Consider the following 15,926-nt stretch of genomic DNA (forward strand, 5'->3'; position numbering starts at 1 on the left):
AAATGGTAGTTGGAGATTTTGCTGTAGAATTAGATACAGTTGTAATCGGTGCGGGACCTGGTGGCTATGTAGCTGCCATCCGCGCTGCTGAAATGGGACAAAAAGTAGCAATCATTGAAAGAGAGTATATTGGCGGTGTTTGTTTGAATGTCGGCTGTATTCCTTCAAAAGCACTGATAGCTGCAGGACACCATTATCAAGAGTCACTAGATTCTGAAATGTTTGGAGTAACTAGTGAAAATGTCAAACTAGATTTTGCGAAAACACAAGAATGGAAAGAAAACAAAGTTGTCCATACGTTGACTTCTGGTGTTGGTTTCCTATTAAAAAAACATAAGGTTGAAACAATCGAAGGAGAAGCGTTCTTCGTAGATGATCACACACTACGCGTCATCCATCCAGATTCAGCTCAAACTTATTCGTTCAATAACGCAATCATCGCGACAGGTTCCCGTCCAATCGAGATTCCAGGATTTAAATTCGGAGGACGTGTGTTAGATTCTACTGGCGGATTAGCATTGAAAGAAGTACCTAAGAAATTTGTGATCATCGGTGGCGGTGTGATTGGTGCCGAATTGGGCGGAGCGTACGCAAACTTAGGAGCAGAAGTAACGATCCTTGAAGGTTCACCACAAATTTTACCAACTTACGAAAAAGATCTAGTAAAATTAGTAGAAGATGATTTCAAGAAAAAAGGTGTAACAGTCGTAACGAATGCAATGGCGAAAGAAGCAGTCGATAACGGTGACAGCGTGACAGTGAAATATGCAGTGGACGGGAAAGAAGAATCCGTTACTGCTGATTATGTGATGGTCACTGTAGGTCGTCGTCCGAATACGGATGATATGGGCTTAGAACAAGCAGGAGTCGAAGTAGGAGAACGAGGATTGATTACGGTAGATAAACAAGGACGTACGAACGTACCTAATATCTATGCCATCGGTGATATCGTTCCAGGGGCGGCATTAGCACACAAAGCCAGTTATGAAGCAAAAATCGCTGCTGAAGCAATCTCTGGCAAAAAAGTAGCTGTAGATTATAAAGCAATGCCGGCAGTAGCCTTCACTGATCCTGAATTGGCTTCTGTAGGTATGACGATCAAAGAAGCAAAAGATGCTGGTATCGAAGCAAAAGCATACAAATTCCCATTTTCAGGGAACGGTCGAGCATTATCGCTTGGTAAAACAGAAGGATTCATCCGTCTAGTTACGACGATCGAAGATAACGTGCTGATTGGTGCACAAATCGGGGGAGTCGGTGCAAGCGATATGGTTTCTGAATTAGCTTTAGCAATCGAATCAGGAATGAACGCTGAAGATATCGCCTTGACGATTCATCCGCATCCATCTCTTGGCGAAATCGTCATGGATGCTTCGGAATTAGCATTAGGCTTGCCAATCCATATTTGATTTGAATAATATAGGCGAAACGCAACTGAGAAATCGGTTGCGTTTTTTTTTTTTTTTATTATTATTATCAATAATTTAATTATGTAAACTTAATAATACGACTACTTCTTGGTTTATTACCGTCTCCTATGCTACACTAAAGAAGAATATGAAATAGGAGAGTTGAAGATGCAAGAATATCAGTATCCACTTGATTTAGACTGGACAACAGATGAAATGGTCATTGTAATGAAGATGTGGGAAGATCTGGAACGTGCGAATGAAAAAGGGATAAACAATGAAGCTTTTTTGAAGACCTATCAGCAGTTCAAAACAGTTGTCAAATCCATCGGAGAAGAAAAACGGTTGGGACGGGAATTTGAAAAAGCTTCCGGGTACTCCTTATATCGAACAGTGCAGCAAGCAAAAAAAAATCCAAACAAAAATTTGAGAATGAACGGGTGAGATAAATGGAACAGATGATTGATCATATCAAATCCTGGCTAGAAGAAGCTGGTGAGAAAATCAAATCTTCTCAACAAACATTAACGATCTCGCAAAAATCAAATCGAACGGATCTAGTGACAAATGTCGACCGAAACATCCAGAATTTTCTAATCGAAAAAATCCATTCCTATGATCCAGAGGCGAAAATATTGGCAGAAGAAGAAGGGTGTAATCAACTAGCAGATCTCGATGGAAGAGTCTTTATCATTGATCCTATTGATGGCACATTGAATTTCGTGATTGAAGGGGAAAATTTTTGTATCATGCTCGCTGTTTATGAATCCGGTGTTGGAAAACTTGGTTTCATTTATGACGTCATGAGAAATGAGCTTTTTTGGGGTGGAAAAGGAATAGGTGTCTATAAAAATGATAAACCCGTGCCTAGACCAGCAAATAAATCTTTATCAGAAGGCTTACTTGGTGTGAATAGCTATCTTTTCGGTCATAATAAATATGGAATCCGAGAGATTGCGGAAAGCAGCATGGGAACACGTATGTACGGGTGTGCAGGGCTTGAACTAGCCGCAATCTTGAAAGGAAACCATATTGCTTACATTTCGAACCTCAGCCCTTGGGATTATGCAGCGGGGAATGTTTTATTGGAAGAGTTTGGTATGGTAACAAGCGGTCTTTTTGGCACTCCTTTGACATTTGACAAAAGGGAATACTATTTAGCAGGTACTCCTTGTGCATATGCAGAAATCGCAGACCTTTTGAAAAAAGAAGGCTAAAAAAAGGTAGAAATCATTCACAAAAATGATAAAAACGGGCAAAAGATTAATTTTCTCGAAAAAATGAAAACATTTTACTATATTTCATGAAAAAAGTCTGCTATAATTAGCAGTCGAGTAAAATTTGCCCTGTCATAAAGAACCAATAAAAAAGGAGTTAGTTACATTGAATTATAGAAACGATATCCGTAACGTCGCAATTATTGCCCACGTTGACCACGGAAAAACAACATTAGTTGATGAACTATTAAAACAATCAGATACATTAGACGCACATACGCAATTGCAAGAACGTGCGATGGACTCAAATGCGCTAGAAAAAGAACGTGGTATCACGATTTTAGCCAAAAACACAGCTGTAGACTATAAAGGAATTCGCGTAAACATCATGGATACTCCAGGACACGCGGACTTTGGTGGCGAAGTAGAACGGATCATGAAAATGGTTGACGGCGTTGTGTTGGTCGTAGATGCGTATGAAGGAACAATGCCTCAAACACGTTTTGTATTGAAAAAAGCATTGGAACAACATATCACACCAATCGTTGTCGTAAACAAGATTGACAAACCTTCTGCTCGTCCTGAGCATGTTGTAGATGAAGTTCTTGAACTATTCATCGAATTGGGAGCAGATGATGATCAGTTAGACTTTCCTGTGATTTATGCGTCTGCACTGAATGGTACGTCAAGCTTATCAGACGACCCAGCAGATCAAGAACCAACAATGGCACCTATTTTTGACACGATTATTGAAAAAATTCCTGCTCCTGTCGATAATAGCGACGAACCATTACAATTCCAAGTTTCATTACTTGACTACAACGATTATGTAGGTCGTATCGGAATCGGACGTGTATTTAGAGGAACAATCAAAGTAGGCGACCAAGTAGCATTAATTAAATTAGACGGAACAGTTAAGAAATTCCGTGTAACGAAATTATTTGGTTTCTTTGGACTAAAACGTCTAGAGATTCAAGAAGCAAAAGCTGGAGACTTGATTGCTGTCTCAGGTATGGAAGACATCTTTGTCGGTGAAACAGTTACTCCTGTGGATCATCAAGATGCGTTACCTATCCTTCACATTGACGAACCAACATTGCAAATGACTTTCTTAGTTAATAATTCACCATTTGCCGGTCGAGAAGGGAAATACGTAACTGCTCGTAAAATTGAAGAACGTTTGATGGCAGAACTTCAAACAGATGTATCTTTGCGAGTTGAACCAACAAACTCTCCAGATGCTTGGACTGTTTCTGGTCGTGGTGAATTGCATTTGTCTATCTTGATTGAAAACATGCGTCGTGAAGGATACGAATTGCAAGTATCTCGTCCAGAAGTTATTGAAAAAGAAATCGACGGTGTAAAATGCGAACCGTTTGAACGCGTACAAATCGACACACCAGAAGAATACATGGGTAGTGTCATCGAATCCTTGAGCTTACGTAAAGGTGAAATGCAAGATATGGTCCATACAGGAAACGGACAAATCCGTTTGACATTCTTGACACCTGCTCGCGGTTTGATCGGTTATTCAACTGAATTCCTTTCAATGACACGCGGTTACGGAATCATGAACCATACTTTTGATCAATACTTGCCAATGCTTCCTGGTCAAATCGGTGGACGTCACCAAGGTGCGCTTGTTTCAATCGATACCGGAAAAGCAACGACCTATTCTATCATGAGTATCGAAGAACGCGGTACAGTCTTCGTAGAACCAGGTACGGAAGTATATGAAGGAATGATTATCGGAGAAAACAGCCGTGATAATGATTTGACTGTCAATATCACAAAAGCAAAACAAATGACAAACGTACGGTCTGCTACTAAAGACCAAACATCTGTCATCAAAAAACCAAAACAATTGACGTTGGAAGAATCTTTGGAATTCTTGAATGATGATGAATATTGCGAAGTAACACCAGAAAGCATTCGCTTGAGAAAACAAATTTTAGAGAAAAATGCTCGTGAAAAAGCATCTAAAAAGAAAAAATAATCTGTAAAAGGATGAAGAGAGAAACCAGCTTGTTATAAAAAATAGCTGGTTTCTTTTTTTGTCCAACTTATTTCTGTGGAGAAGTCATCTTTGTCAATGGACTTAAATTCAGAAAATACGCCAAAAGACATTTAAAAGACTTTTAAAGAACTTGATTCTGGTGTGATTTTGTTTCATATCGCGCGTATGTTTCACGAGAGGGATCAACTTGTCCTTCGGAGAAAACCGAAGTAAAATGGCAAGGGAAAGGAGCGGGAAGATGAACGACTTATTAAAACAATACTTTGGTTATGATGAGTTTAGACCTGGTCAAAAAGAAATTATTCAGAAAGTCATTGATCAGGAAAATGTATTAGGGATCATGCCTACCGGCAGTGGGAAATCAATCTGTTACCAGCTTCCATCTTTACTATTAGATGGGCTTACTGTGGTTGTATCCCCTTTGATCTCTCTGATGAAGGATCAGGTGGATGCAGCGAATCAATTAGGTATACCCGCCACTTTTATCAATAGCTCGTTGGATGGTTACGAAACAGCTAGACGCTTCCAAGAAATCGATAGGCAGCAGTATCGTTTACTTTATATTGCTCCAGAACGTTTTATCATGCCGGATTTCATTCAAGCGATGAATCGATGGAACGTCTGTATGATTGCCATTGACGAGGTGCATTGTATCTCTCAGTGGGGGCATGATTTCCGTCCAAGTTATTTACAAATGGCGAAACAGCTAGATCAACTGCCAAATCGACCTGTTATTGTTGCACTGACAGCTACAGCAACTATACAAGTAGCCGCTGACATAAAAAGACTTTTAAAAATCCCTGACGGCAATCACATCCAGACTGGTTTTGGACGGGAAAATCTCCGCTTTCAAGTAGTGAAAGACCAAAAAAAAGAACAGTATCTAGTCGAGTATTTGAAAATCAACAAAAATCAATCGGGCATTATTTATGCAGCGACGAGAAAAGAAGTAGACCGAATCTATCATTTGCTTAAAAAATTTGGATTTTCTATAGGCAGATATCATGGTGGCCTAAATGAGAATGAACGAACGGCAATGCAAGAGGCCTTTTTATACGATCGCTTACAGCTAATCGTAGCGACCAATGCATTCGGCATGGGCATAAATAAAAGCAATGTCCGTTTTGTTATCCATTATCAAATTCCTGGCTCTCTAGAAGCATACTATCAGGAAGCTGGTCGTGCGGGAAGAGATGGTCTTTCCAGTGAAGCCATCCTGCTTTTCGCTCCTCAAGATATTCAGGTCCAAAAGTTTTTTATCCAGCAGTCCCAAAGAGAAGAGGAGCAAAAGCAAAAAGAATATGAAAAATTAAAAGCGATGACAGAATATGCGTATATAGAATCCTGTCTTCAGCAATACATCCTAAACTATTTTGGTGAGACAAGCAGTCCGTGCAATCGTTGTGGTAACTGTTTAGATGACAGAGAAATAGTAGAAGTAACGACACAAGCACAGATGGTCCTTTCTTGTTTGAAACGTATGGGGGAGAATTATGGCAAGCAGATGCTAATGAAAGTCTTAGCAGGATCGAAAGAACAAAAGCTGCGAGCCTTAGGGTTTGAACGTTTATCTACCTATGGACTGATGAAAAACCAATCGCAAAAAGAAACGATGCAATTGATTGAATATTTGATATCGAATGGCTATCTTCTGACCGTTAATGGAGAATATCCTATCTTGAAAGTAACAGAAAGAGGGATCCAAGTATTAAAAGGACAAGAAGCTGTTTATCGAAAGGAACCCAAGAAAGTCCAGCAGCTGTCGGATGAAGAGACCGATACACTATTTGAAGTGTTGCGGGAACTTCGAACGGATCTAGCATCAGAAGCAGGCGTTCCCCCGTATGTCGTATTTTCAGATTCCACCTTGAAAGAAATGAGCCGAATACGTCCATCAAGCAGACTGGAGATGCTTCAGATAAAGGGAGTTGGTCAAAGCAAGCTTGATAAATACGGAGAAGCCTTTTTATCTCGGATAAAAAATACGGATCCTAACGTTCTGGACAAGTAAGAAGGACCATTACGTAAAAATGAATAAAAACAACTGGTTAAATCTGTTTTTTTGCTCCCTATGAAAATCAAATATGTTATAATTAAGGAATTAGAACGGGAGGTAAGCACAGATGGATTCTTTGTCGAAAAAACTTGCGATCCAAGTATTAAATGATGAAGCAGAACGGATCAAACGATTAATCCGAAACCAAAATAACAGTCTCTGTATCTCGCAATGCAAAGCCTTCGAAGAAGTGGTAGATACACAGATGTACGGTTTCTCCCAGCAAGTCGGGTTTGCTGTTCGTATAGGAGTAATCGAAAAAAACGAGGGACAGCTGATGTTAAGTGAGCTGGAACGAGAATTGAATCAGTTATACAGTGAGGTTTACCAAGAAAATTATGATAAAAAAGAAGTTGGCAAGGAGGAATAGACTTGCCTAAGAAAGTAAAAAAAAGGCATCTATTAGACTATAGTATCTTGATTCCCTATTTGATTTTATGTGTTTTGGGTTTGATCATGGTATATAGTTCTACGTCGTATCTATTATTAGAAAACGGACAAAATCCGTCCGCATCAGTCATTAACCAAAGTATTTTTTGGGTGCTCAGCTTGATTGCTATCGCACTACTCTACAAAATGAAAACAGATGTTTTAAAAAACCAGCGTTTGATTATGGCAGCCATCGCAGTTTTGACGATTTTGCTGCTGATCGTTGTGTTTTTCGGTAAAGAAATCAATGGTGCAAAAGGTTGGCTTCAAATTGCAGGATTTTCGATCCAACCTGCCGAATACCTAAAGATCATTTCTATCTGGTATCTGTCTCTGACTTTATCAAAAAGACAAAACAGTGTGCAAAAAGATTTCCTAGGGACTGTAAAACGTCCACTTGCAATGGTTATCGGACTGACTGTTTTGGTCGCTATCCTTCCCGATTTTGGGAATGCGGCAGTTATCTTTTTGATTATTTTGGTTCTGCTTTTAGCCAGCGGAGTCAATTATGTGTATACTTTGATTGTAGGAGTAGGCGGTTTTTGTTTAAGTACTTTTACGATCTGGCTAATCAATATTACAAATGGAAAAATCTTGCCTGGACGTTTACAGTATATCTATAATCGCTTTGCTATTTACCAAAATCCTTTCTCGGATGAATTAAATAAAGGCCATCAATTAGTTAATGGTTACTATGCCATGTTCAATGGCGGGTTATTTGGCAGAGGATTAGGTAACAGTATCCAGAAAAAGGGATTTTTACAAGAAGCACAAACCGATTTTATCTATGCGATCGTAGTGGAAGAGCTCGGAGTGATTATGGGGATTTTGATATTAGCGTTGCTATTCTTTATGATCGTGCGCATTATTCTTGTAGGGATTCGTTCAAGAGATCCGTTCAATTCGCTTTTGTGCATTGGGATCGGCGCAATGTTTTTGATCCAAGTGTTTGTCAATCTGGGAGGAATCACTGGTGTCATTCCTTTGACAGGGATCACGTTCCCATTCTTAAGTCAAGGAGGATCCAGTTTGCTGATGCTTTCGATCTGTGTCGGCTTTGTCCTCAACATTAGTGCGGATGAAAAACGCAAGAGCTTAGGTTTATAATAAAAAAAGATGTAGGAGTGGTTCGATGAAAAAAGTTTTAGTTGCTAACAGGGGTGAAATCGCTGTACGTGTATTTCGTGCTTGTACAGAATTAGGAATTAAAACTGTTGGAATCTATGCAGAAGAAGATGAATATTCCGTACACCGTTTTAAAGCGGATGAAGCATATTTAGTAGGACAAGGGAAAAAACCGATTGATGCGTATCTAGATATTGAAGGGATCATTTCTATCGCGAAAGAATGCGGGGCTGATGCCATTCATCCTGGTTATGGTCTTTTATCGGAAAACTTGAATTTTGCGCAACGGTGCGAGGAAGAGGGCATCACTTTTGTTGGACCCAAACTGCATCATTTGGATATTTTTGGAGATAAAATCAAAGCAAAAGCTGCAGCCATCGAAGCAGGAATTGCTTCAATTCCAGGCACAGATGGTCCAATCGCTTCTGTAGACGATGCATTGGAATTTGCTGAACGATTCGGTTATCCGATTATGATCAAGGCAGCTCTAGGCGGCGGAGGTCGCGGAATGCGTGTGGCTCATGATGAAAAGAGTGCAAGAGAAGGTTACGAACGTGCAAAAAGCGAAGCAAAAGCTGCCTTTGGTAGCGATGAAGTGTATGTTGAAAAATACATCGCCAACCCTAAGCATATCGAAGTACAGATTCTTGGTGACACACATGGAAACGTCATCCATCTTTTCGAAAGAGACTGTTCTGTTCAGCGCCGCCACCAAAAAGTAGTAGAAGTAGCGCCTTGTGTCTCTATGAACGAACAGCAACGTCAAAAAATTTGTCAGGCAGCTGTCCAATTGATGAAACATGTTGGGTATGTCAATGCGGGTACGGTAGAATTTCTTGTTGAAGGAGATGATTTTTACTTTATCGAAGTCAATCCTCGCGTCCAAGTGGAACATACGATCACAGAAATGATTACAGATATTGATATCGTGACAACACAACTATTGATTGCCCAAGGGTTAGATTTGCATAAAGAAATCGGATTGCCTCAGCAAGAAGAAATCAAATTGAATGGGTCAGCTATTCAATGCCGAATTACTACGGAAGACCCGTTGAATAACTTTTTACCAGACACAGGAAAAATCGATACGTATCGTTCACCTGGCGGATTTGGCGTACGTCTGGATGTAGGGAATGCTTACGCTGGCTATGTGGTGACGCCGTATTTTGATTCATTGTTAGTAAAAGTATGTACGCATGGCGCTACTTTTGAAACAGCCATTCAGAAAATGGAACGTTGCTTGAAAGAATTCAGGATCCGTGGAGTAAAAACAAATATTCCATTTATGCTAAATGTCATCACACATCCTGAATTCCAATCAGGAAATGCAAAAACAACTTTTATCGATAGTACAGCAACATTATTTGAATTTCCTCGACTACGAGACCGCGGAAATAAAACGATGAAATATATCGGTGAAATTACTGTCAATGGTTTTCCAGGTATCGAAAGTGGCGAAAAACCATTTTATGAAGAACCACGTATGCCTAAAGATCTAATCACAAGAACTGATTACGTAACGGCTAAGAACGTATTAGATGCGAAGGGTGCCGATGCTTTGGTTGAATGGATCAAAGGACAGGAAAATTTATTGTTGACGGATACGACATTTAGAGACGCTCATCAAAGTCTGCTAGCAACTCGTGTTCGGACAAAGGATTTCAAGCAGATTGCACGCTTAACGGGAGAAGGTCTTCCTGAACTCTTTTCAAGTGAGATGTGGGGGGGAGCAACATTTGATGTGGCTTACCGCTTTTTGAATGAAGATCCTTGGCAACGATTGAGAAAAATCCGTTCTTTAATGCCTAATACATTGCTGCAAATGCTTTTCAGAGGTTCAAATGCCGTTGGGTATTCTAATTATCCTGACAATGTACTGGTGGAATTTGTCAAAGAAGCAGCAGCACAAGGGATTGATGTTTTCCGAATATTTGATAGTTTGAACTGGACTCCTCAAATGGAAAAAAGTATCCAAGCAGTACGGGATACTGGTAAAATCGCAGAGGCAGCTATCTGCTATACTGGCGATATCAACGATCCAAGCCGAGCAAAATACAATGTTCAGTATTATAAAGACATGGCAAAAGAACTAGAACAACTGGGTGCGCATATCATTGCAATCAAGGATATGGCTGGGTTGCTTAAACCGCAAGCAGCTTATCGCTTGATTAGTGAATTGAAAGAAACGACGGATCTGCCAATCCATCTGCATACTCATGATACTAGTGGAAACGGGATTATCACTTATTCCGCTGCTTCAAAAGCAGGAGTAGATATCGTTGACGTAGCAATGAGTGCAATGAGTGGGAACACGAGTCAGCCTAGCATGAGCAGCTTGTATTATGCGCTGGTCAATGGTCCACGGCTGCCAGAAATCACAATTGAAAATGCACAGAAATTAAACCATTATTGGGAAGATGTGCGTATGTATTACAAACCATTTGAAAATGGCTTGAATGCTCCTGAAACAGAAGTGTATATGCATGAGATGCCAGGAGGACAGTATTCAAATCTGCAACAGCAGGCAAAAGCTGTCGGACTAGGTCATCGCTGGGATGAAATCAAACAAATGTACCATACTGTCAATTTGATGTTTGGCGATATCGTGAAAGTAACTCCATCATCTAAAGTCGTAGGAGATATGGCACTATTCATGGTCCAAAATGATCTCACAGAACAAGACATCTATGAAAAAGGCGAAACACTAAGTTTCCCTGAATCTGTAGTGACTTTCTTCCAAGGAGAACTAGGACAACCAGTCGGCGGATTTCCTGAAAAACTGCAAAAGATCATTCTTAAGGGCAGACCCGCGTTGAGTGAACGTCCAGGTCTGTTGGCGAAATCAGTCGATTTCAACGAAGTGAAAAAAGAATTGGCAGAAAAAATCGGCTATGAACCAAAACAAGACGAAGTATTAAGTTATTTGATGTATCCGCAAGTCTTTTTGGACTATCAAAAAGCGTATAATCAATTTGGCGATGTTACATTACTGGATACACCAACATTCTTCCAAGGGATACGTTTAGGTGAAACGATCAATGTACAAATCGAACGTGGAAAAACGCTTATCATTCGTTTAGATGAAATCGGAGAACCCGATATCGAAGGAAATCGCGTACTGTTCTTCAATCTGAATGGGCAAAGACGGGAAATCACTATCAAAGATAATTCAATCATCAGTGCGGTTCAAACTCGATTGAAAGCTGAACCAACAAACCGAGAACAAATCGGAGCAACGATGTCTGGTTCTGTGCTTGATGTATTAGTGAAAAAAGGCGATAACGTCAAAAAAGGCGACACGTTGATGATTACTGAAGCAATGAAAATGGAAACAGCCATCGAAGCACGTTTTGACGGAGAAGTTGCACATGTATATGTATCTTCAGGCGACACGATTTCGTCTGGCGACCTTTTGATTGAAGTGACTGAAAAATAATAAGTGAAAGGTGGGGAAACATGAAAAGACTGGGTTTGTTTTGGCTGATTCTGCTATTAGTTATTGCGGCATTCTATATGGAACCAGTCTTGTTCCCGCCAAAACTTGAAGTGAAGGAAAACTCTGATCAACAAATCTCAAATCAAATGACAACGTGGAAATACCAGGAGCTTAAAGCAACTGGTTTTTCTACTTATATTGGAAAACCGATTGAACAGCTAGAAAAAGATTTTGGACAATCCTATGATCGATTAACTAGTGGGTTTGGTTTTGAAACAAGATATTATGAAAACAAAGCCAGTCATCTCACGTTTGAAGTGAATGTCCAAGATAGCATGGTCACAACTGTTAAAGTACTGCAAACAGGACCTGCTGATATCACGCCGTTTTATTTAGGGATGACGATGCAGGACCTAACGAAACTCACGACTATCTATACTAATTTCACTTTTGAGTATCACGACACAGAAGTTGGAATCGAACTGATGGAAGAGGATATGAATTATCGTCCACTGATTGCTTTTGATAACGACACTTTTGCTATTTTGTTTTTTGATCAAACAACTAACGGTCTGTTTTCAGTTGTATATTTAGATAAAGATAGTCTTTTGAAACTTTTACCGTATCAAGTGTTTGGTGAAGGTCTCCCACATTATCAAGCAGATAAATCGGCTGACTGGGAATCGATCAATCGCGGCAAAGAACGAAAAAGTACGACTTTACTAAACATGCTTAGAAGAGAAGACGAACTTCCTATATACAACCAACCACTTGCCTTTCAAAACCACAGTCGGCTGCTGCTACATGATTTCTTGACAAAGCCTGAAGAAATCTTGTCAGACGAACGTATGGCTGATTGGCAAAAATCGCTAGGCAGTGGGCAAACGACAATGAAATTCTCCTTGACGAATGATGAATTGGAGAAGTTAATCAGTAAACAGAAATTAGAAAATACTAGTGGACTGTTTATTCATCCAGCAATCGACGCTACTTTTTCGTTTTTATATTGGTACAGCGATCCATATAATCATGACCGCTTCATGGATCCGGGAACGGATTCATTAGGCATTGCTTTTTCTAAAGAAAATATGTTAGTCTTATTGCAAGAAGAAAACGGAGAAAGTAGTGATAGCAGTGATCGTTAACGAAGAGCTGTTTCAACTGGAGGATCAATGCCTCCGAGTCGCTGAAATGATAAAAAAGAGTAAAACGATGACTTCTTATTTCGAACATAAACAGTCAATGAAAGAATCTGCAGAAGTCTGCCAATTAAAAGAGGCGTTCCTGTCGAAGAAAAAGGCGTTTGAAAATATAGCGGCATATGGCGAATATGCACCTGATTATCGTGAAAAAAAACGTGCTCTTCGAAAAGCAAAAAGACAGCTTGATCTGAATGAGCATGTCGCAGCTTTTAGGTATAGTGAAACACAGTTACAAAGTCTGTTGGATCAAATTGTCCAAGCACTTGCCGAAGAAGTTTCTAATGAAATCAAGGTAGATGCAGGTAGTCCGTTCTTTGAAACGAAAAAACACTTTGGATGCGGAGGGAATTGTCATGCAAGTTGACAATAGTGAATTTGAAATAATAAAACGACGCGGGCTGATCGTATGGGTCTACAGCTTAAAACAATTAAAGAATCTAAAAAAGTTCGGCTTGTTGCATTATGTCTCAAGAAGAATGAAATATGTCGTTCTTTACTTGAATGAAGAGACATTTGAAGAGACAGAAGAACGAATCCGTAAATTACATTTTGTTCGAAACGTAGAACGTTCTTACCGACCAGATATCGAAATGAATTTTGCTGATAAAATAGGTAATAAAACGGTATTAAAAGAAGAAGGTTTCGAAATCGAAGAGCTAAATACAGAAATCAGATTAGCTGAACATCTTTAAAAATCTCTTATGAGCAGTTTTTTAATAAAAAAATAACTTGGACAACTATCAAAAATTGATCATTGTCCAAGTATTTTTTGGTCTTTTTTTTGGTATACTAGTACCAGTACCATTTCTAAGGAGTGAGTAGATGCGGATAATATCAGGAAATTATGGCGGACGCCGCTTAAAAAGTTTAGCAGGGGCGAACACCAGACCAACTACAGATAAAGTAAAAGAATCCATATTCAATATGATTGGACCCTATTTTGATGGAGAGACAGTATTGGATCTGTTTGCAGGAAGCGGCGGTCTAGCTATCGAAGCCGTATCCAGAGGCTGCAGTCATGCAGTATGCGTAGACAAAAATTACCAAGCGCTAAAAATCATCAAAGAAAACATCGAGATTACGAAAGAACCAGAGAAGTTTACCACAATAAAACTTGATGCAGACAAAGCAATCGAACGGCTAGCAGCAGAGAAACAACAATTCGATTACTTGTTTCTTGATCCGCCGTATGCAAAACAAAAAATCATTGATCAAATCCATAAAATGGAAGAACTGGGACTTTTTTCTAAAACCGCAGTTATCGTATGCGAAACGGATAAAACAGTCGAATTGCCAGAATCTGTGGCTGGATTTCATCAAATAAGAAAACAGATTTATGGCATAACAGCTGTGACTATCTATAGAAAAGAGGGAAATCGATGAAACGTGCATTATTCCCAGGAAGTTTTGATCCTTTTACAAAAGGACACTTAGATACAGTGGAGCGTGCGGCTAAATTATTCGATGAGGTGGTAATTGGTGTTTTTATCAATACTTCAAAGAAAAGTTTGTTTCCTCCAGAAGAAAGAATGACATTGATCGCAAAAGCTGTGTCACATCTTCCTAATGTAAAAGTCATGCATCAGGAAAATCAATTGACGGTGGAAACGGCAAAAGAGATTGGCGCGGATGCCTTGGTCAGAGGAATACGGAGTATCAAAGACTTCGAATATGAACGAGAAATCGCTCAGATGAACCATCATCTAAACGAGGAATTGGAAACGGTGTTCTTATTGGCAAAACCAGAATATAGCCATGTCAGTTCCAGTATTTTAAAAGAAGTACTGCACTTTGGTGGAGACGTGAGCAGTTATTTACCGCCAGTTATCAACGAAGCTTTAGCTGGAAAGCGTGAATCAAATGAAAGCTAAACAATGGTTGAAAACAGTACTGATTATCATATTTGGAATGTTGATCATCGGATTTGTAGTAGTTCCTCTGCCATATTATGTGGAATCACCAGGAGCAACGATTGATCTGAAAGAATTAATTACAGTCAATGACAAAGAAGACAAAGGTTCTGGCTCTTTCTCTCTTACATCCGTCGGTATCAGGCAAGCTACCGGATTTTTGGCGCTAAAGGCTAAACTAGCTCCCTTTGAAGAATTGATCAGTAAAGAAGAATTGACTGGTGGGGCAACAAATGAAGAATATAATCAAATGCAACAGTATTATATGGATTCTTCCCAAAACGCAGCAATCGAACAAGCGTTGAAACTTGCAGGCAAGCCTTATAAAATGGAATTCAAAGGCGTATATGTCATGAGCGTAGAGAAAACATCGAACTTCTTTGGCAAGCTTTCAGTAGGAGATACAGTAACAAAAGTAGACGGCAAAAGCTTTCAAAGTACAGAAGCATTTATGGATTATGTAAAAAGCCAAAAAGTTGGACAAACAATCGAAATCAGTTATTTGCATAATGGTGAAGAAAAAACAGCTTCTGGTGATCTGATTGAGTTGCCAACAGATAAAAAGGCAGGAATAGGCATCACACTTACTGATCATACAGAGATCGAATCAGATACAGACGTTCGCATTAATTCTGGCTCTATTGGTGGGCCGTCAGCAGGATTGATGTTCACTTTAGAGATCTATGAACAGGTCACTGGTAAAAATTTGCGACATGGTAAGCAAATTGCCGGAACTGGAACGATCAACAGCGAAGGAGAAGTCGGCCGAATCGGAGGAATCGATAAAAAAGTAGCAAGCGCGGATAAAGCCGGCGTAGAGATTTTCTTTGCACCAGATGATACGATCTCAGACGATGTTAAGAAAGAATATCCTGAAATAAAAACCAACTACGAAGAAGCAAAAGCCGCCGCCAAAAAATTGAATTCCTCCATGAAAATCGTACCAGTAAAAACAGTACAAGATGCGCTTGACTATCTAGAGAAAATGAAATGAAGCAACTAAAAAAATTGTGAAAAAGCTGCTCTGTATCAAGTAATAAGAATAGCTACGCAAAAACAGCTTCTCCTCTTTTGTTTGGATTTATTTATCGCAGATGCAAGCTTTCGAGCTAATTGAATACTATT

Annotated in this window: 14 protein-coding genes; all 14 read left to right on the forward strand. The window is 39.5% G+C overall.

Annotated elements, in window-relative coordinates; all coding sequences use genetic code 11:
* Window positions 1-2 precede the first annotated feature (2 nt).
* Entirely contained in the window at window positions 3-1,409 is a 1,407-nt protein-coding gene (lpdA, locus tag AB3I00_RS12630) for a dihydrolipoyl dehydrogenase (RefSeq protein WP_002289686.1), read from the forward strand.
* A 168-nt stretch (window positions 1,410-1,577) separates the two neighbouring features.
* Window positions 1,578-1,853, forward strand: a complete 276-nt coding sequence (locus AB3I00_RS12635; RefSeq protein WP_024635299.1) for a UPF0223 family protein — start codon at window positions 1,578-1,580, stop codon at window positions 1,851-1,853.
* Window positions 1,854-1,858: 5 nt separating this feature from the next.
* Complete coding sequence (locus tag AB3I00_RS12640) at window positions 1,859-2,626, forward strand: inositol monophosphatase family protein (RefSeq protein ID WP_368025358.1); 768 nt, start codon at window positions 1,859-1,861, stop codon at window positions 2,624-2,626.
* A 166-nt stretch (window positions 2,627-2,792) separates the two neighbouring features.
* Window positions 2,793-4,622 carry a translational GTPase TypA gene (gene typA / locus AB3I00_RS12645; protein ID WP_002292204.1) on the forward strand — a complete coding sequence of 610 codons (1,830 nt, stop codon included), beginning with the start codon at window positions 2,793-2,795 and terminating at the stop codon, window positions 4,620-4,622.
* Between the two features lie 259 nt (window positions 4,623-4,881).
* On the forward strand, window positions 4,882-6,654 hold the full coding sequence (gene recQ / locus AB3I00_RS12650) for a DNA helicase RecQ (protein ID WP_368025359.1): 1,773 nt from the start codon (window positions 4,882-4,884) through the stop codon (window positions 6,652-6,654).
* A gap of 112 nt (window positions 6,655-6,766) precedes the next feature.
* Window positions 6,767-7,069 (forward strand): YlaN family protein, encoded by a 303-nt coding sequence (locus AB3I00_RS12655; protein ID WP_002292202.1) that lies wholly within the window; start codon window positions 6,767-6,769, stop codon window positions 7,067-7,069.
* A 2-nt stretch (window positions 7,070-7,071) separates the two neighbouring features.
* Window positions 7,072-8,235: an FtsW/RodA/SpoVE family cell cycle protein gene (locus AB3I00_RS12660; RefSeq protein WP_070770597.1), complete on the forward strand. Its 1,164-nt coding sequence runs from the start codon at window positions 7,072-7,074 to the stop codon at window positions 8,233-8,235.
* A gap of 25 nt (window positions 8,236-8,260) precedes the next feature.
* On the forward strand, window positions 8,261-11,689 hold the full coding sequence (locus AB3I00_RS12665; RefSeq protein WP_002315142.1) for a pyruvate carboxylase: 3,429 nt from the start codon (window positions 8,261-8,263) through the stop codon (window positions 11,687-11,689).
* 20 nt (window positions 11,690-11,709) lie between these two features.
* Window positions 11,710-12,834 carry a CAP-associated domain-containing protein gene (locus tag AB3I00_RS12670; RefSeq protein ID WP_104764511.1) on the forward strand — a complete coding sequence of 375 codons (1,125 nt, stop codon included), beginning with the start codon at window positions 11,710-11,712 and terminating at the stop codon, window positions 12,832-12,834.
* Window positions 12,815-13,255, forward strand: a complete 441-nt coding sequence (locus AB3I00_RS12675; RefSeq protein WP_368025361.1) for a YlbF family regulator — start codon at window positions 12,815-12,817, stop codon at window positions 13,253-13,255. The genes AB3I00_RS12670 and AB3I00_RS12675 overlap by 20 nt, the downstream gene beginning before the upstream one ends.
* Entirely contained in the window at window positions 13,245-13,583 is a 339-nt protein-coding gene (locus tag AB3I00_RS12680) for a YlbG family protein (protein ID WP_002292197.1), read from the forward strand. The genes AB3I00_RS12675 and AB3I00_RS12680 overlap by 11 nt, the downstream gene beginning before the upstream one ends.
* Before the next feature lie 130 nt (window positions 13,584-13,713).
* Window positions 13,714-14,274 (forward strand): 16S rRNA (guanine(966)-N(2))-methyltransferase RsmD, encoded by a 561-nt coding sequence (rsmD, locus tag AB3I00_RS12685; RefSeq protein ID WP_002292196.1) that lies wholly within the window; start codon window positions 13,714-13,716, stop codon window positions 14,272-14,274.
* Window positions 14,271-14,762 (forward strand): pantetheine-phosphate adenylyltransferase, encoded by a 492-nt coding sequence (gene coaD, locus AB3I00_RS12690; RefSeq protein WP_024635295.1) that lies wholly within the window; start codon window positions 14,271-14,273, stop codon window positions 14,760-14,762. Before rsmD ends, coaD begins: the two co-directional genes overlap by 4 nt.
* Window positions 14,752-15,795, forward strand: coding sequence for a SepM family pheromone-processing serine protease (locus tag AB3I00_RS12695; protein WP_002292194.1), 1,044 nt, complete (start codon window positions 14,752-14,754; stop codon window positions 15,793-15,795). Before coaD ends, AB3I00_RS12695 begins: the two co-directional genes overlap by 11 nt.
* Window positions 15,796-15,926: the final 131 nt, after the last annotated feature.

It is taken from the genome of Enterococcus sp. C76, assembly GCF_040886985.1.
GTDB lineage: Bacteria > Bacillota > Bacilli > Lactobacillales > Enterococcaceae > Enterococcus_B > Enterococcus_B lactis.